This is a genomic window from Streptomyces sp. SID11385 (genome assembly GCF_010548245.1).
Classification (GTDB): Bacteria; Actinomycetota; Actinomycetes; order Streptomycetales; family Streptomycetaceae; genus Streptomyces.
Genome location: NZ_JAAGLR010001000.1, coordinates 1 through 16792 on the forward strand (window position 1 = coordinate 1; position 16792 = coordinate 16792).

16 protein-coding genes, 1 tRNA gene and 1 pseudogene are annotated in these 16792 nt (G+C 72.6%); 1 reads left to right on the forward strand and 17 read right to left on the reverse strand.

What is annotated here, in order from left to right; translation table 11 throughout:
- The 4 genes and pseudogenes from G3I42_RS30380 to G3I42_RS30395 form a co-directional block, all read right to left on the reverse strand.
- Positions 1-1430: pseudogene (locus tag G3I42_RS30380) on the reverse strand (hypothetical protein); the annotation flags it as partial.
- Positions 1427-1813, reverse strand: a complete 387-nt coding sequence (locus G3I42_RS30385; RefSeq protein WP_164290951.1) for a DUF6507 family protein — start codon at positions 1811-1813, stop codon at positions 1427-1429. The pseudogene G3I42_RS30380 and the gene G3I42_RS30385, both read right to left, overlap by 4 nt.
- A 163-nt stretch (positions 1814-1976) precedes the next feature.
- Positions 1977-2285, reverse strand: coding sequence for a pore-forming ESAT-6 family protein (locus tag G3I42_RS30390; RefSeq protein WP_164290952.1), 309 nt, complete (start codon positions 2283-2285; stop codon positions 1977-1979).
- A gap of 185 nt (positions 2286-2470) precedes the next feature.
- Positions 2471-2800: a hypothetical protein gene (locus G3I42_RS30395; RefSeq protein WP_164290953.1), complete on the reverse strand. Its 330-nt coding sequence runs from the start codon at positions 2798-2800 to the stop codon at positions 2471-2473.
- 184 nt (positions 2801-2984) lie between these two features.
- On the opposite strand from G3I42_RS30395, the gene G3I42_RS30400 reads away from it, so the two are divergent.
- Positions 2985-3058, forward strand: a tRNA-Thr gene (locus G3I42_RS30400).
- 46 nt (positions 3059-3104) lie between these two features.
- On the opposite strand, the gene G3I42_RS30405 is transcribed toward G3I42_RS30400, so the two are convergent.
- The 13 genes from G3I42_RS30405 to G3I42_RS30465 all read right to left on the reverse strand — a co-directional run bounded on the left by G3I42_RS30405 (position 3105) and on the right by G3I42_RS30465 (position 16401).
- On the reverse strand, positions 3105-4502 hold the full coding sequence (locus G3I42_RS30405; protein WP_164290954.1) for a tyrosine-type recombinase/integrase: 1398 nt from the start codon (positions 4500-4502) through the stop codon (positions 3105-3107).
- A gap of 93 nt (positions 4503-4595) precedes the next feature.
- The gene (locus tag G3I42_RS38515) at positions 4596-4811 is read right to left on the reverse strand and encodes a helix-turn-helix domain-containing protein (protein WP_164290955.1); all 216 of its coding nucleotides are present in this window, start codon (positions 4809-4811) and stop codon (positions 4596-4598) included.
- Between the two features lie 3 nt (positions 4812-4814).
- Entirely contained in the window at positions 4815-6611 is a 1797-nt protein-coding gene (locus tag G3I42_RS30415; RefSeq protein ID WP_164290956.1) for an ATP-binding protein, read from the reverse strand.
- A gap of 3 nt (positions 6612-6614) precedes the next feature.
- The gene (locus tag G3I42_RS30420; protein ID WP_164290957.1) at positions 6615-7526 is read right to left on the reverse strand and encodes a bifunctional DNA primase/polymerase; all 912 of its coding nucleotides are present in this window, start codon (positions 7524-7526) and stop codon (positions 6615-6617) included.
- Between the two features lie 88 nt (positions 7527-7614).
- Positions 7615-8088, reverse strand: coding sequence for a single-stranded DNA-binding protein (ssb, locus tag G3I42_RS30425; RefSeq protein WP_164290958.1), 474 nt, complete (start codon positions 8086-8088; stop codon positions 7615-7617).
- A gap of 13 nt (positions 8089-8101) precedes the next feature.
- Positions 8102-9976 (reverse strand): DNA polymerase, encoded by a 1875-nt coding sequence (locus G3I42_RS30430; protein ID WP_164290959.1) that lies wholly within the window; start codon positions 9974-9976, stop codon positions 8102-8104.
- Positions 9973-10884: a hypothetical protein gene (locus G3I42_RS30435; RefSeq protein WP_164290960.1), complete on the reverse strand. Its 912-nt coding sequence runs from the start codon at positions 10882-10884 to the stop codon at positions 9973-9975. Before G3I42_RS30435 ends, G3I42_RS30430 begins: the two co-directional genes overlap by 4 nt.
- A 17-nt stretch (positions 10885-10901) precedes the next feature.
- Entirely contained in the window at positions 10902-11126 is a 225-nt protein-coding gene (locus G3I42_RS30440; protein WP_164290961.1) for a hypothetical protein, read from the reverse strand.
- 162 nt (positions 11127-11288) lie between these two features.
- Complete coding sequence (locus tag G3I42_RS30445) at positions 11289-12566, reverse strand: DNA cytosine methyltransferase (protein WP_164290962.1); 1278 nt, start codon at positions 12564-12566, stop codon at positions 11289-11291.
- A gap of 89 nt (positions 12567-12655) precedes the next feature.
- Entirely contained in the window at positions 12656-12844 is a 189-nt protein-coding gene (locus G3I42_RS30450) for a hypothetical protein (RefSeq protein WP_164290963.1), read from the reverse strand.
- A 14-nt stretch (positions 12845-12858) separates the two neighbouring features.
- The gene (locus G3I42_RS30455; protein ID WP_164290964.1) at positions 12859-13377 is read right to left on the reverse strand and encodes a hypothetical protein; all 519 of its coding nucleotides are present in this window, start codon (positions 13375-13377) and stop codon (positions 12859-12861) included.
- A gap of 220 nt (positions 13378-13597) precedes the next feature.
- Positions 13598-15700, reverse strand: coding sequence for a hypothetical protein (locus tag G3I42_RS30460; RefSeq protein ID WP_164290965.1), 2103 nt, complete (start codon positions 15698-15700; stop codon positions 13598-13600).
- The gene (locus G3I42_RS30465; protein WP_239096782.1) at positions 15700-16401 is read right to left on the reverse strand and encodes a hypothetical protein; all 702 of its coding nucleotides are present in this window, start codon (positions 16399-16401) and stop codon (positions 15700-15702) included. The genes G3I42_RS30460 and G3I42_RS30465 overlap by 1 nt, the downstream gene beginning before the upstream one ends.
- Positions 16402-16792 lie beyond the last annotated feature (391 nt).

Genomic DNA, 16792 nt, shown 5'->3' on the forward strand with positions numbered 1-16792 from the left:
TGTCCCGCCGGGTCCGTCCGGCCGGGCGCGGCCGCCGCGTCGTCCGCCACGTGCGCGTGGGCCTCGGGCGTACGGGGCCTCGCGCCCGCCATCGCGGGCTCGCGGTGGGGCGCCGGTGTCGTGGCCGGCCGTTGCTCGGGGGACGGCTCCTTCGGGGCCTCCGCCTCGACGCGGTGGCCGTTCTTGTCGTACTGGACGAACTCGCCGTCCTCGATACGGACGTACGAACCGTCCGGCGCCTCCACCACCGTGTGGACGGCCGGGGTCCCGTCCTCCGCGAGCCGCGAGGCGGGCAGCAGGCGGGAGGGGAGTTCGGAGAGCTTCGGGAGGTGGCTCGCGACCTTGCCCGCGGCCTTGATGCCCGCGGCGACCGGGTCGAGGTGGTCGATCACCTTCGCGGCGTTCGCCGCGGCCTTCGCCGCCGCGCCGCCCTTGCCCGCCTTCGAGGCCGCGGCGGCCGGGCCGAGGAAGAGCGTCCCGAAGTTGAAGACGACCGTCGCCGAGGCGCGCGCCGGGTCGTCGCCCCACTCGTCCCAGGCGACGAGCCCCTTGCCGAACTCCCGCAGCGCCTTCTTCTGCCGCTCGGTCGTGGCATCGGGCGGCGCGGGGCCGAAGACCTGGTCCATGGCCCAGTCGTAGGGCGTCATGATGTACGCGGAGATGCCGCCGAAGACGTCACCGAGCCCGCTCCACGCGTCCCCGGCCTTGCCCCAGCCGTGACCGCCGACGAGCGTCCACAGGCCGTCGAGCGCGCCCCCGATGTTGTCGATGATGAGGCCGTCCCACACGAAGCTCTTCACCCCGTGTCCCCACCACCCCAGGCTCCAGCGCTCGTAGGTGCGCTCCTCGGGCGTCCCCCACGGCAGCTCCTCGGCGTGCTGGAGCTGGTCGAGGCCGTAGCCGTACATCACCGTCTTGTCGTTGACGGTGTGGTGGCCGTCGTCCTCGACGAAACGGGGGCCGCCGACGAGCGCGCTGATGGTGTTCGCGGCGCGCCGCTCGGCCTCCTGGAAGGCGGCCTGGGCCGCGGCGACGCCGTCCATGAGCGCCTTGTGGCGCTCGACCTTCCCCTCGTCCTCGGTCCAGTCGTCGTCGTCCTCGACGCTCTCGACGAACGCGAACGCCTGCGTCTTGAGCTGCTCCAGGCGGTCGGCCTGCGGGCGTGCCTCGGCCGCGTACGTCTGGAGCGCGCCCGCGACGGTCTCCAGCTTCGTCGCGAAGGCGTCGGCGCCGTCCATCACCGGCTGGGTGGTGGCGAACAACTCCTCTGCCTCCGGGGCCTCGTAGTAGGCGCCGAGCACCTGGAAACGGGAGTGGACGTCCGCGCCACCGTCCCGGATACCGATCGCGTCGCTCTGAAGTGCGGAGGCGTCCTTGTCGAGTTGCTCGAAGTCGCCGGTGAACTGCGGGATCGCGCCCGGGGAGATCATTTGTGGCCCCCGCCGTCACCGTGTGCCGGCAGGTCGACCTTCGGGGCCGCGAGGGCGCGGTGCTGCGCCTGGGCGGCCATCTCCTCGTCGCCGAGGATGTAGTAACCCGTCGCCTCGTGCGCCCCGTTGACGGATTTCGCGGCGCGGGCGGCGAGCATCGCCACGTCCTGCGCCGTGCCCTCGGCGAAGAGCGCGAGCGCGGCGCCGACGGCGCCCGTGGGCGCCGGGCCGCAGTAGAAGCCCGAGACGGTCCCCGCCGAGGCCGCCGCGCTCTGCATGTCCGTGCCGTACGCCTCGACGTGCCCGCCCAGGTCCTGCATGGCGAGGCCGACCAGCCCCGTCACGAACTCGACGCCGTCGACGTCGATGTCCCACCCGTTCACCACGAACCCCCGTTGCAGTGACCTCAGTTGTCAGTCTTCTCCGCGGCGCCCGGACCGGACCGCCCAGAGGTTGTGACTCCTGGGCGGCCCCGGCCGGTTCCGGATGGTCCCGGACAGTTCCAGCCGGTTCCGGACAGTTCCGGCTGGTTCCGGACGGCCCGCGTCAGCCGATGTTCTCCACTGCCGAGCGGGCCTTGGCGAGCGTGGAGTGCGCGGTCGCGTCGTTGTCCTCCAGCGTGGAACGGACGAGGCGGATGATCTCCCGCACCTCGTTCGCGGCCTTGTTCCAGCGCAGTTCCTTGCCGTGGTACTCGTCGGAGACCCCGTCGGCCTGGTAGTCCGCCATGGCCGCCTTGACGGCCCCGTCACGGTCGGCGAGCACGGTCTCCAGCCGCCCGATGATCCCCTGCAAGCCGCCCTGCACCTCGGCCGAGGCCCCGGTGTCGTACGAGCGACGATCCTGCGTTGCCATGTGCTGACTCCCCCTGTGTGCGGTGTGCGGTGACGGCGTTCGCCTGGCGTCGGCGTGCGGCGTTGGCGTCGGCTGTCGGCGTATGGCCCTGGCGTTGGCGACCGCCGTGGCGTTGGCGTCGGCGTATGGCCCTGGCGTCCGCGTCGGCGTTGGCGTTGGCCGAGAACGACCGGTTCTGGCGGGGCTCAGCCCCGGAAGCGGGCCGCGTCGAAGTTCGCCGCGCCCATGTTCCGGTGCGCGTTGTCCCCCTGCTCCTGGTCACCCGTGCCGAACGCGGAGTCCATCCCGGACTGCCCGCCGAGGATCGAGGAGAGCGAGCCGTTCAGCTCGGCCGTGATCTCGTCGGCGTGCGTCTTGAAGGCGTCGAAGACCGCCTTGCCGTTGCCGTTGAACTTGCCCTCCAGCGGCTGCGCCGCGGCGATGAGCTGCTGAATCAGCGCCCCGAGGTCGTCACTCGAACCGCCGGTGCTCTTGATGAGCGACGCCAGCGTCGTCGAACCCATGTCGAACTTCACGCTTCCCCCTGTCCCGGCGCCCACGGCCCCGGCCCGTCACGGCGGCCCACGCTCACGCCCGGCACCCCCGTGCCCCACTCTTTCTCCACCCGCCATCGTGCCCCCTCCCCCACCCCCGCGCAACGCCCGCAGCCCCCTTCCGGACGCCCGCCCACCCCGTCCCTCCGTTACACTGCTCGCACCCGCCTCCTTAGCTCAGATGGCCAGAGCAACGCTCTTGTAAAGCGTGGGTCGTCGGTTCGAATCCGACAGGGGGCTCAGCGAAAAGCCCAGCTCAGATGCGCCCTGACCTGGGCTTTCGTCGTCAGACGATGCGCCGCCGCTTCCGCGCGCGGGCCGCCCGGGTGTCCCTAGTCTCAGTTGCCGTCTCAGTGGGGCCGGTTTCGGGCTCGGTGGCGGGCCAGAACGTCGCTTCGCCCATGCGGCGCATCGCGTCCTTCGACAGCGGTGAGCGGCCCTTTACGTAGCGGCGGGTCTGGGTGATCTGGGTGTGCCGCAGGATCTCCATGATCGTGGGCATGTCGACGCCGAGTTCGTTGAGGATCGTCCCGGCGGTGTGCCTGCTGCCGTCGTACGGGCGACGGTCGGCAAGGCCCGCCTCGGCCAGGAGTTCCTTGAACTCCTCCCAGTCCTGCCGGGGGTCGATCGGGCGTCCGTCGTCGCGGCAGAACACGAGGTCGTTGTCCTGCCACAACTCGCCGGCCGCGAGACGGCGAGCGGCCTGCGCGGCCTGGTGTGCGCGCAGGTGCGGGAGGAAGGGCGGCGGGATGGGGACCGGGTTGCGGCTCTTCTTCGTCTTGGGCCGGGTGAAGACGAGTCCGCCGCCCTTGCGCTGCGGGCAGACGCTCGCGTGACGGGTGCAGCCCTTCGGGCAGGGCTTGGGGCACCCACGGGTGTACGAGCGGTGGCGCGCGCAGTCCTCGGGGCACGGCTCAAAGCGGTGGAGCCGCGCGCCGCACGCGTGCGGGTCGTCGCAGCCGTGGCGCCACGTGAGGCGCTGGATCTGCCAACGCGGGTGGAAGAAGCCGCCGTCGAGGTCGGTGTACCGCCACCGCAGGCCGAGCGTCTCGCCCTGCCGGAACCCCATCCCGACGCCCACCATCCAGCGCAGGAAGTTGGGACGCTTCGCGGCAGCGGCGAGGAAGGCTTTCGCCTCCTCGGCCGTGAAGGGGTTGGTCTCGGTCTCGTCCGAGCTGGGCGGGTCCACGAGCGTTGCGACGTTCTCGCCGATGATGCGGCGGCGGTGCGCGATCTTGAGGGCGCGCGACAGGATGCGGTGCACCTTGAGCACGTGCGAGGGCGCGTGGCCCGCGGCGAGCAGGGCGGCGTACATGCGCTCCAGGTGCTCGGGCTGGAGCTTGTCGAGCCGGTGGGCGCCGACGCCCGGGACGATGTCGTTGCGGGTCTTGGACCAGTAGTCATCCAGGGAGCGGGGCTTGAGCTTGAGGCTCGCGATCTCGGTGAGATACCTGTTCATCCACACCTCAACGGTGGGGACGCGGCCCGCCTTCGGAGCGCGCTTCTCGTCGCGCTGTCGCTCCAACTCCTTGAGCTTGCGCTTGACCTCGCCTTCGGTGCGGCCCTCGCGGTGGCGGCGGTCGGGTTTGCCGTTGTCAAGGACGCCCATGGTGATGCGGCCGTGCCAACGGCCGTCCTTACCCAGGTAGATGCTGTGCTCGCCGTTGGGCTTGCGGGGTGCCATCTGCGGTGATTCCTCCGGAGACGGCAGCGGGCGCCCCACCGGTCGTCATGTCCGGAAGGGCGCCCGCTGCTCAGGGTGTACGGGGTGCTGGGCTCAGGCGGCGGCCTGGCCGGGGAGGTTGTCGGCGTACGCCTCCAGATCGCGGCGGCGCAGGCGGCGTACGGTGCCCTGCTTCACGTACGGGATGCGCCCGTCGGCCATGAGCACGTAGAGCGTGGACGGGCTCATGGCGAGGACGCGGGCGGCGTCGCGCGGGGCGTAGAGGATCTGGTCGGGGCGAGGGGCGTCGGCGCTCCGGAGATAGGCCACGTCTTACTCCTGTTCCGTGGGAGTGCAGTCGAGGTGCATGAGGTGTCCGGCGGCGGTCAGTGCAGGGGGCATGGAGGCGCCGCAGCGGGGGCAGCGGAGGGCGCCCCTAATAGAAAGTGCGTGCATCGCAGCGTCCGCAGCGTCCGCAGCGTCCGGGATCTTGTGAACGGCCTGCTCAGGGCCGGTGACGGGTGCGGACGCTGCGGGGGACTCCAGTGTCCGTACAGCGTCCGCAACGGCCGTTGTAGCGTCCGCAGAGCCGGTCTGCGGACGCTGTGCGGACACTGCGCGGACGCTGTGGCCGGAGGCAGCGTCCGCAGGTTCGGGCTGCTCAGCGGGGGTTTCGGACGCTGCGGACGCTGCGGACGCTGAAATACACGTACTTTCTACCGGGACCAGGCGGATGAGGCGCTGGCGAGTGCGGTCGGGGGTGCGCTGGGTGTCGTCGTAGGTGATGCCGACGGTCCGCAGGAGCGGGGCGATGCGCTTGAGGCGTCCGCTCGCGCGGGTGGCGTCCTTGGGCCACTGGGGGTGGTAGCCGTCCGGGGGTGGCAGGAGGTCGAGGAGCTGGGCGGCGGTGCCGGTGAAGGGGCCTTGTTCGTCGAGGTACTTGACGAGGGCGGAGCCGAAGACGTCGCCGGCGAGGGCGTCGGTGTTCACGCTCTCGGCCGCCGCGACGTAGTCGGCGAGGGTCGTCCAGCCGTTGACCTGATCGACGGCGGCGAGGACGCGGGCGAAGTCGGCGAGGCGGGGTTTGTTGTCCAGGACGACGCCGGGTAGGGCGGCGAGGACGGCGGAGAGCAGGTCGAGGATCGCGCCGAGGACGGAGGGGCGGGCTGCGTTGTAGGCGGCGTCGAGTTCCTCTTCGCCGCGTCGTCCGGCGGTGGTGATGGGCTGGAGGTCGAGGACCATGGTGCGTTCGGCGAGGTCTCCGGCGAGGGCTCCGGCGTCGATGGTGGTCATGGCGAGGACGCGGCGGAAGGTGAGGACGACGACGTCGTCGTCGCTGTAGAGGGCGCGGTCCACGATGCCGTCCCCGGTGACGGCCCGGCACAGGGTGTCGGAGAGCCACGGGGGGATGGTGGAGACGTTGTCCAGGCACAGGGCCCAGGAGTTGAACGCCTGGACGGACCACGCCTTGGTGTCGCGAGGCTGCGAGCGCTTCGCGGCCGGGGACGGGTCAACGAGGTTGATGATCATCTGTGCGGTGTAGGACTTGCCCGTCCCCTGCTCGCCCTTGAAGGTGAGGACGGGGTGGGGGATGTCGGGAATCCAGGCGGCGACGAGCCAGGCGGCCAAGCGGCGGAACGCGGAGTCGTCCATGTTCACGAGGTCGCGGAGCCGGTGCAGCCCGTCTCCGCCCGGGGCGGGGACGGGCAGGGGGATCATGGCGCCGGAGCGGCGGAAGAGGACGGGGCTGCGGTCGGCCAGGCGCCAGCCGTCCGGGCCGACGATGATGGCGCGGCCGTCCGCGGTGCCGAGGTCGAGGACGATGCCGCTTTCGTGCCGCGCCACGCGCAAGTGGATCGGGATGGGGTCGCTGTCCTCGGCGATGCCCTCCAGGACGGTCATGGCGTCCGAGAGCGCGGAGGCGCTGGGGACCTGGCCGCCGGTGGCTTCGGTGAACTCGCGGGCGAGCGCGGCTCGTACACCGCCCCTGCCCTTGAAGGGGCGGGCGATCTGGGGGCCGCTGCGGCGCACCCCGTAGGGGCGGCCGTCCGTGGAGATGAGTACGTCCCAGTGGTCTCGGGCGAGCTTGACGAGCTGGGACGCCTGGGAGGGGGCCTTCTCGGCAGGCACGGGTCATGCCTCCATGCGGTCACGGGCGGCGCCCTTGGCGGCGCTGCCGAGGGTCCTGCGGGCCGGGACTTCCGGGTGGCCGCACTCGACGGCGGCGGCCAGGAGCCGGGCCGTGGCCTCGTCGGGGTCGATGTCGTCGGCGCCGAGGGCGGTTCGGGCGGCCCAGTACAGGCGGTTGTTCAGGTCGTTGGGCCCGCAGTCCAGGACGACCCGCACGAGGCCGTCCAGCCGTCGCCGTGGCGATCCTCCCGCCGGTACGGGGCGCGGCACCCGTACCGGGTCCGGCGTGGGGGTGTTGAGGAGGCGCAGGAGTGCGGGCGGCGCTTCGGCGATCTCGCGGGGGCCGTGGTCGGGGGCGAGGGTGTAGCGGGCGGTGGGGCCCAGTGAGCCGGGGCCGACGAGGTAGCCGCCGTGGCCGCGCACGTCGATGCCGCCGCCGAGACGGCTCGCTGAGTTCGGCGCGCGGGTGCCGGGCGGGGTCGTGAGCCACAGGTGAAGACCGCCGGACGTCGTGCGCACCGTCGTCGTACGGGGGACCGTGAACTGGTGCTCGGCGGCGAGGCGGCGCAGGGCCGTGACGCCGTTCACGCCGTTCTTGCGGTCGAGGTCCAGACCGATCAGGTGGTGCGGGGCCCGGCCGCAGGCGATACCGAAGCCGGCGGCCCACGGCGCGGCGGCGAACAGCCCCTTCACACGCTGGGGGTCGGCGGTGGCGTCGTGGACGCCGTGGCCGAGCGTGCCGCACTGGCCGATGCAGGGGTGGCCGTCCGGGTGCGCGGCGGGCAGCGCGGGGAGCTTGGTACGGGTGAGGGGGAAGACCGGCAGGCGGTAGCGAGTGGCGTAGGTGAGGGCAGCGGCGCGGGCCGGGGCCCAGAAGGGGCCGGGCCTGTGGCCGTTGGCGGTCGGGTGGGTCATGCTGGACACCTCCACTGGGTGGAGCAGGGGCGCCCGCGGCTCGCCAAAGTCGCGCGGGCGCCCCGACTCGTCGTACGGGCAGGGACGGTCAGAACGGCGGCTGGTCGTCCTTCGGACCGCCCGGGATGGCCCACGCGTCGTCCTGCGCGGGCTTGCTGGTGCGGGCCGGGCGCGGGGTGTCGGCGGCGCCGCGGCTGTTGGTGCGGTGGACGGTGGCGGTGGCGTAGCGCAGGCTCACGGCGATGTCTTCGACATCGAGGCCGAAGCCGGTGCGCTGGACACCGTCCGGGCTGATCCAGTCGTGCTGGCGCAGGGCTCCGGTGACGATGACGCGGGTGCCCTTGGTGAGGGTGGCCTCGGCGTTCTGGGCGAGCCAGCGCCAGGCAGTGCAGCGCAGGAAGAGGGTGTGGCCCTCGCCCCACTCGGCGCGCTGCTTGTCCCAATTCTTGCTGTTGGAGGCCACGTTGAACGTCACCCACGGGGTGCCGTCGGTGGTGTGGCGCAGTTCGGGGTCGGCGGTGAGGTTGCCGACGACGGTGATGATCGTCTCTCCGATGGGCATGACGGGGTGCCTCCTAGGCGGCGGTGAGCGTGCGGTCGGGCAGGGCTTCGGCGGAGGGTTCGGGGTCGGGCAGGCGGCCCCAGTGGGTGCCGAGGATCTCGGCGTCGGCGGCGATCGGCACGCCCCGGTACGCGGTCGTCATGACGGCTTCGAGCAGGTCCCGGACGCGCTCGGCGTCGTCTTCGGGAACCTGGACGATCACCTCGTCGTGGACGAACAGCCACAGCGCGTCGGCCAGGCCGTGCCTCGTGCACAGGGTGTGGACGGCGGCGACGAGGAGGTCCCGGCTCGTGGACTGGATCGCGTAGTTGCTGTTCGCGTAGGGGCGGTCGGGGTCGGCGGGGATGCGACGCCCGGAACCGGTGATGACGGTGGTGGCGTTGGCAATGTCCTTGCCGTACCGGATCACGTCGGGGTAGGCGCGCTGCCACTTCTGGATCACCTGGCGGGCCACGCCGGTGCTGACGCCGGTCTGCGCGGCGAGCGCACGGGCGCCGCCGCCGTAGATCGTGCCGAACGTGGCCCGCTTGGAGATGCTGCGCTGTTCCTTGGTGAAGCGCTCGCCGTACATGAGGCGGGCGGTGGCGTCGTGGATGTCCACGCCGGAGGCGATGACGTCCACGAGGGTGCGATCCCGGGAGAGGGCGGCGGCCACGCGGACTTCGACCTGCGAGAAGTCGCAGGTGACCAGCGTCATCCCAGGTTCGGCGCGGAAGCAGTGCCGCAGCCGCGGGTCATGCTTCTTGAGGGTCTGCAAGGCGGGCGCCGTGACCGACATCCGCCCCGTCTTCGCCCGCAGCGTGTTGATCTGCGGGTGCACCCGCCCTTCCTCGTCAGCCGCGGCGAGGAAGGACTTCAGGTTGGCGATCGAGTTGGACGACGAGGCAATCGTCTGCCGCGCGGCGAGCATCCGCCGCCCCTGCTCGGTGATGGTCGCCGAGCCCGCGTCCACGGCCACTGCGAGCGCCGCGAGCGCGGTGGCGTCTGTCTTGACCTGGCCCTTGTCGGTCAGGGTCCAGGCGTGCCCGGTCACCTGCTCGGCGAGCCAGGCCCCGAACTTCGGGCTTCGGCCCGAGAAGCCGAGCGCCTCGCGGATCTCGGCGTCCGCGCGCTCGAACCCGGCGGTGAACTCGTCCAGCAGGCGGCGGGTGTACGGGGCGTCGAGGAGCAGGCCCCGAACTGTGATCCCGGTGGCCTGGGAGGCGAGCCACTGTTCCATGGGCACGAGGTGGGAGAACGGCGCGCAGCGAGCGAGGAGCAGCGGCAGCAGGCGGCGCACGTACACGGCGTCGAGACCCGCGTACACCGTGTACGCCTCGTCGGTGACCGGGATATGGTCCCACCCCCATTCCAGGGGCTTCCCGCCGGCGCGCTGCCCGGTCGGCGCCAACTCCCGCATCCGCGCGTACAGCGCGTCGCGGGCCTGGACGAGCCCGTCGTCCAGGTGGCGCACGGTCAGGTCCTTGAGGCCGTGTCCGGCGCGCTCGTCGGGGTTGATGAGCTTGGACAGCAGGTGCGCGTCCACGACCCGTTCGCCGAGCGTGATGCCGAACGCGGTCCGCGCCGCGAGGACGTCGTACGACGTGTGGGTCACGAACCGCCGCCCCGGATCGGCGAGAACCTCGGTGAAGGCTTCGCGCTGGGCGGGGACCTGCGGGTTGAGGACCCACGCCTCGCTCACGGAACCGAACTGGACGAGCCGTACGGCGGCGTCCGGGCCGAAGTGCCCGGGGCCGCCGTCGCGGATCGCGGTCGTCTCCACGTCGAGCCCGAGCACGAAGTCCGAGGCGGCGAACGCGCGGAAGGCGCCGAGATCGAAGTCCTCGGCGCCTTCCGGGGCGTGCACGGTCATGGTGTGACCGGCGTGCGTGCGGGTGTACACGGTCATGCCGCGTCCTGCTGACGCGGCGAGTCCGCAGTGAGCCTGGTGACGGGGAGTTCGAAGAGCCCGTCTTGCACCAATGCGGGTTCCGCCTTCACCGGCGCGGGCCATTCGGGCCGCTGGCACATCCAGAGCAGTGCCCCGTTGACCGGGCGACGGGCCAACGGCACCGCCTCACCGCCGTCGTTGGGCACGATGTAGCGCACCCGGGTACGGGCGGGGACCTGCGGCGCGGGTCCGTCGTAGGCCGCGGGGTCGGCCGTGACCACGCCGAAGCGCGTACGGCCCGTCGTCGGGTCGTCGAAGCGGACCCAGCTCCCCGCCTCGAACGCCGTCCGGGAGGGCTGTGCGGCACGCTTCACGGCGCGCTCCGCCTTCCGGTGGGCGTCCGGGGCGAACCGGGATGTCAGCAGCCCGGCTCGGAAGGCGCGCGCCTTCTCTTCCAGCTCGACGGCACGGTGCAAGAGTCCGGCGGACTCAGCGACGAGCCGGTTGTGTTCCGCTTTGGCCTGTGCGTACTCGACGGTGTCCCAGCCGCACCCCCAGCCACCGCGCGCGTGCTTGGCGCGCCTGTCCTGACGACTGCGCAAGGTCAGACGGGCATCCCGTTCGGCCACGCGGAGGGTCCGGGCGTCCGCGTAACGGCCCTGAGGGGTGGCCGCGTAGGCGGCGGCGTCCCAGGGGTCGTCGAATTCCTCGCCCAGCTCCGGCAGCAGGGTGCCGGGGGTGCTCGCGGCGTCGCTCATGCGGCGCTGCGCGTCTTCGAGCGCCGCCGTCAGCGCCTCGCCCTGACGGCGGTACTCCTGTGCGACGCCGAGGAGCCGCCCCCTGATGAGCTTCTCGACAACGGCGGCGGTAGCGGAGGCGGGGGTGTCGAGGGGCTCACCGAGGAGGGTGAGTTGGTAGGACGCCACGGGTGTGCTCCTTCGCATCACGAGGTCCCGTTGTTTCCGTCGCCGGTGAGGTCGTCGCCGCACGTGGCGCACCGGCAGTAGGCGCAGGTGACGGCGTCCATGGAGTCGTGCAGGTGGACGAGGACAACGTCGCCCCCGCAGCCGGCGTGCTCGACGTTGTCGGCGCGGTAGGTGCGTTCGAGACCGCCGCCCCAGTCCTCGGTGTGGACGAGGACCCAGGCGATGTCAGGCAGGTTCGGCACGGGTTTCTCCCTGAGGGGTGTCGCAGACGGGGCACTGCCACAGCAGCCGCACGGCGGGCAGAGCCATGGGGCGATGGCAGCGCGGGCAGGAGAGCGGGCGAGGCGAGGGGAGCAGCGCGGCAAGCCAGGCGAACCCGTCTTGCGGCGTCTCCCCGGGCCTGCTCATGCCGCCGCCTCGCCCAGTGCGGGCTGTTCGGTGAGCATGGCGAGCAAGGTCGCGTAGGCGTGGGCGGCTTGGTGGATGACGACGCCGTTGCCCAGGATCTTGAGCTGGTCCGGGCGGGAGAGGCCGAGGTCGGAGCCGGTGACCCAGCCCGGTTCGGCGCCCATCATCCATTCCACGAACGCCGGCGACAGGCGGCGGTTGCCCTTCGTGCCCGGCTCGGTGGGGTCGGGGGCGGGGCGCCCGAGGACGGTTTCCCATCGGCGGATGGCCGGGCCGTAGTCGGTGCCGTTGGTCGCCACCCACCGTTCGTCCGGTGTGGCGGCTTGGCCGGGCAGGGCGTTGACGGCGAACTCGTTGAGGGGGCGCGCGTTGGTGCCGAGCAGGTTGGAGGCGCCGGACTTCCAGTCCCGGGCGGCCGGTGTCGGCAGCAGCGCGAGCGCGCCGAGGAGGGTGGGGTTGCCCCTCGGGTAGGTCAGGCTTCCCCGTACCGCTTCCGAGGCCACCGGGGTGGGCAGCAGCGTGACCGCGGTGCGCAGGTTCATCCCGCCCCTGCGCTTCGGCGAGATGCCCGGTCCGCCGGTACCGTCCGCGGCGGACGGGGTGGGGAAGAGCCTCAGCTGTCCGCCGGCGGTGGGAGCAAGAAGACCACTTCGTCCTCCAGCGTGGGCCCGTGCCCGCCCGCCTTGCGCTTGTCCGGGTGCTGCGGCCCCCCGTTCCGCCCGAGCTGCGAGGTGGGGGTTTTCAGCAGCGGGATACGCGACGGCGAACCAGCGGTCGCGGCGGTGGCAGGCGCCGACCTCGGCATCTCCAGCTCGAAGGCACATCCACCGCGCGTCATACCCGACCTCGGCCAGGTCCGCGGCGACGACGTCGAGGCCGCGGGAGCGGATGGCGGCGACGTTTTCCAGGAAGACGAGTCGGGGTCGAAGCACGCGAACGGCTTCGGCGACGGTTTTCCAGAGTCCGGAGCGGTCACCGGCGATCCCTCCCCGAGGTCCGGCGTTGCTGATGTCCTGGCAGGGGAACCCGGCCGTGAGCGCCGCCGGACGCGGCAGCTCGCCGGCGACCGCCTTCCAGTCGACGGCGGTGATGTCGCCGAGGTTGCGGGCGTGCGGAACGCGGGCCGCGAGGAGACGCGAGGCGGCGGGGTCCTTCTCCGCGACCGCAACCGTCGTCAACCCGGTCACGTGCTCAACGGCCTGGTCCAGGGCGGCGGACCCCGTGCACAAGCTGATGTTGCCGCCGTACTGCGGCAGGACAGGGGGATGCGTCATGCTGGGTACCTCCAGTTCGGTGAAGCGACTGGTGAGGGCGGCCCCTTCTCGCCAAAGACCGGGGTCGCCCTCGTGCGTAGGGCTCGGGGTCAGAGCCCCGGGATGGCGCCGGCGAGGGCGCTCAGGACGTGGGTGATGGGCTCGGCAGCGCCGGTGGAGGCGAGGAAGAAGCCGAAGCCACCGGCGGTGAAGGCGGAGCCGGGGCCGAGGTAGCGCCCGCGCAGGAGGAGGAGCAGGACGAGGCCGAAGAGGGCGACGGCGGAGACGGTGATGGCCATGCGGGGTTGTCCTCTCAGCGCTGGTGGTTGTGGGTGCGGGCGGTCAGGCCGCGGGTGTGGGTGGTCAGGCTCGTGTGCTGCTGGGTGACGGGGCCGGTGTAGTGGTGGTGGATCTCGGGGCGGACGGCGTCGCCGGCGGCGCGTCCGGCGCGGCGGATGAGCGCGCCGAGGGCGAAGAGGACGGTGGTCGCGCCGCCTCCGGCGACACCGAGCGTGACGGGGTCGAGGGTGCCGACGACGGCGAGCACGAGGGAGACGGAGCCGCCCGCGGCGAGGGTGGCGACGGAGCCGGTGAGCATGAGCGCGGAGGCGTCGGTGGCGCGCTGGCTCATCGGCGGCCGACCGGGCTGCGCGACCGGCGGGGCGCTCCCGTACGGCGGCACCGGGGTGGGGTCGCGGTAGGTGGTCGCGGTGAGTTCGGCGGGGTCGTTCTGGTAGGCGTCGTGGATGAGGCGGCGGGCTTCGGTGGCGGCCTGGGCGTCGGTAAGCGGAATGCCCTCGGGGGTGCCCTGGGAGGTGTCGTCGGGGTACACAACGCGGTCCTTTCAGCGGGCCGCCCACCGCCCCCGGGTCGGGTGCGGTGGGCGGTGGGTGCTTGTCGCCTTGCTTGTCGCCCGGCTTGTCGTCCGCTTGTCGCCCGGCTTGTCGCTTGTCTTGTCTTGTCGCTTGTCGCCTCGCAGGTCAGACAAGGGAACGACAAGCCCTGAGCGCCCGCGTGAGGGCTTGTCAGGGGTCGGGACGACAAGCGACAAGTCAGGACTGCGCGGAGCCGCCCTCGGGGGCGTGGCGGGCGTGGATGTAGCGGGTCTGGGTGCCGGTCCCGACCCGGCGGGCGGTGCCCTGTTCGGCCCACTCGTTGAGCCAACCGGAGACGGTCTGGCGGCTCGTACCGTGCTCGTCGGCGAGCGCCCGGGCGATGGCGGAGGCCCCGGTGCCGCCGGGCCCGGCCTGGTCGAGGAGGGCGAGCGCGGCGCGCTTCGCGGCGGAGTCCGCGGGCTCCTCGCGCAGCGCGGAGAGGTTGAGCCCGCCTCCCGCGCGCGGCGTCGGGTCGTCGGGGGTATGGGGGTCGTCGGCGGTGGCGAACTCGGCGTCGATCTGCGCGCGGAAGCGGCGCATGAGGTCGTCCTCCGGCGAGCCCTCGGACTTCGTCGGCTCGTCACGCAGTGCTGACAGGTTGAGCCCCGCCCGTCCGCTGTCCGCCGCGATGTCGGGCGGCTGGGGGGCGGGGGTGTGCTCGCCCATCCACTTCGTGCGGGCGGCGCTCCAGCGGTCGGCGTAGGCGGGCCCGGCCGCGGTGGCGGAGGGCGTGTCGAGGATGGGGTGGCGTTCGCTGGTGGCGGCGATGATCTCGCGGATCTGGTTGGGCTTGATCCGCCACGCCTTGAACAGCGCCACCGGGGACTCGGGGGTGCCCATGAACCCGGCGCCCTTGAACGGGGCTTGGTCGGGGCGCAGTCCGCGCGAGCCGGGGAAGAGCTTGGTGAGGTCCATGCCCTCGGTCTCGCCGCCGGTCAGGGCGACGCGGACCTTGGCCTCGCGGCGGATCATCAGATTGCCCAGGACGCTGCCGGTGGCGCCGAGCGCGGTGATGACCGTGCGCACGCCCATGGCGCGGGCGATGCGGATGACCTCAAGGAGCTTCTCGCCGAGTTTGCGCAGCTTGCGGTCGGTGGCGACGAGGAGTTCGGCGCCCTCGTCCACGACCAGCATGATCTGCGGAATGCCGGGGCTGATCGGGAGAAGGTCCGTGTTCGCCTCGGCCATGAGCTTCTGGTAGACGGTCTTGCGGTGCTTGGCCACCTTGATCGCCGTGTCCAGCATGAGGAGCGCTTCGTCGTAGGTCCCGGCGAGCCAGTCCACCCCCGGGCGCAGCCGACCCGGGTCTTCGAGGGCGGGCAGGACCCAGGGGAGCCCGGCGGACCCGGCGTTGAGGTCGATGACCCAGGTCAGGAGGTCTTCGGCGCGGGCGAAGCCGGCGAGGATCAGGTGGACCATGTTGGTCTTGCCCGACCCGGTGGGCCCGACGATGAGGGCGCACTGTTCGCGCAGATGGACGAGGATCTGTTCCGCGTTGGTGCGGTAGCCCCAGGGGATGCCGGTGTGGACGGACAGGGGGCTGTAGTCGGTGGGGTAGGCGCGCTCCTCGGTGAGGACGTTGACGGTGGTGACGTCCACGATCGCCCGGCCTTGGTGGAGGCCGGGGCTCGCGGCGACGGTGCAGCCGTGGGGAAGGCGGGCGTCGGCGGCCAGGCGCGGGCCCTCGGCGGCGAGCTTGGTGTGGGTGGCGCCGCCGGGCGGCATCTCCAGGTCCAGGGAGAACCCGGTCCCGGTCGGCCACTGCTCCACGCCGAGGACGCGTACGGCGATGCCGCTGACGCGGTTGATGCGCTCGGCCCACTCGGCGGCGAGCTGGCGGCGGTCGGCGGACAGCTCGCGGGCGACCTGCTGTTCGGCGGCGGCGAGGGCTTCGTCCTCGCGCGCCTCCTCGTAGAGGGCGGTTGAGCGGGCGGCGGCGCCGATCCCGGCACCGATCGTGGCCAGGGAACCGAGGGCGGCCCAGGTCAGGGGACCGTGGGTGATGGCCCAGGTGGTCCACCCTGCCCCGACGAGCCAGGAGGCGCCTCGGGCGGCGAGGGTGCGCCCGGCGTTGCGCAGGCGCAGGCCGGCGACGGTGTGCCCGAGGGCCCCGGCCGCGCCGACCGCGAGGGCCCAGCTCGCGGGCATCCCGGTGGCGGCTCCGGTGGTGGCGACGGCGAGGGCTCCGGTGGTGGCGGACAGGGCGCCGGTCACGGGTCCGTGACCGGCGGCCCAGTCCAGCACCGGGCCACTGCCGGACTTGGCAGCGGAGGAGGTCATCAGACGTTCCAGCCCTTCTCGGCCTCGGTGCCGTTGCGGGGGTCCTCGTGGCGGGCGATGTCGGCCTCGTGGACCTGCCGGAACAGCGGGCCCAGGTCGTCGGCGACCGCGACGGCGGCGCTCATCGCCCCGTACATGTCGTCGAAGGACTGCGCGATCTCCTTCTCCAGCGGGAACTCCGAGTCGGAGCGCTCGGCGAGGATGCGCATGACGTTGGCGACGCTGGTCAGCGCCGCGGGCAGGCCCTCGATCATGGCGAGGATCTCCATGGCGTCCTCGGGCTCGTAGGTCTGGGCGGCCTGCTCCATCTCGGCCGCGTACTCCTCGAAGCGGAAACCGGACATGTGCGGTACCTCCTGGGGTGCTTCGTTGCTGGCCACGGGCCCTTCGGGCCGCTCGACGCGGTCCGCGACCTCGTCGTCCTCGTTCTCGTTGTCCAGGGCGTTTTCGGCGTCCTCGCGCTTCTTGCGGATGGCCGCGTCCCGGGCCGCCCGGCGCTCGGCGGCGCTACGGGTCATCCGGCGGTAGAGGCGGCGGCCGGGGTGGATCAGCCAGGACCAGCCCAGACGCCGCCCCAGCGGCGAGGAGAGCAGGCCGAGCGCGCCGAGCGGGGCCGCGAGGAGGGCGGCGAACAGGCGCCGCCCGTGCATCCGAGCCGCCGAGCGCAGCAGCGCCCGCCGCGCGGCCTTACGGATCGGCAAGCGCCGTATCGCCCGGCGCCGCTCACGCAGCGTGCGCTTGGTGGCCGCGTCACGCCGGGCCCGGGAGGCCGTGACGGCCCTGTCACGCAGGGAACCCGCACGCCGTGACGCGGCACTCAACAGACGCCCGACAGGCCCCCGCCGCTTGCCACCGCCACCGCGCTTGACCTGCGTGCCTCCGCCATTGCGGCGGGACGTGACGCCGTGACGGCCACCCGTCACGCCCGACTTCACCCCCGGCCCGCCGCCGTGACGCCCGGTGCCCCCGGCACTGCCGGGCCGGGCCGTCCCGCCGGAAACGGCCCGGTGGGCGCCGCCCTGCTTGCTGAGCGAAGGGGTCGTACGGCGGGCGTCGGCGACGGCACGCCGCGCGTCCCGCAACCCCGTACGG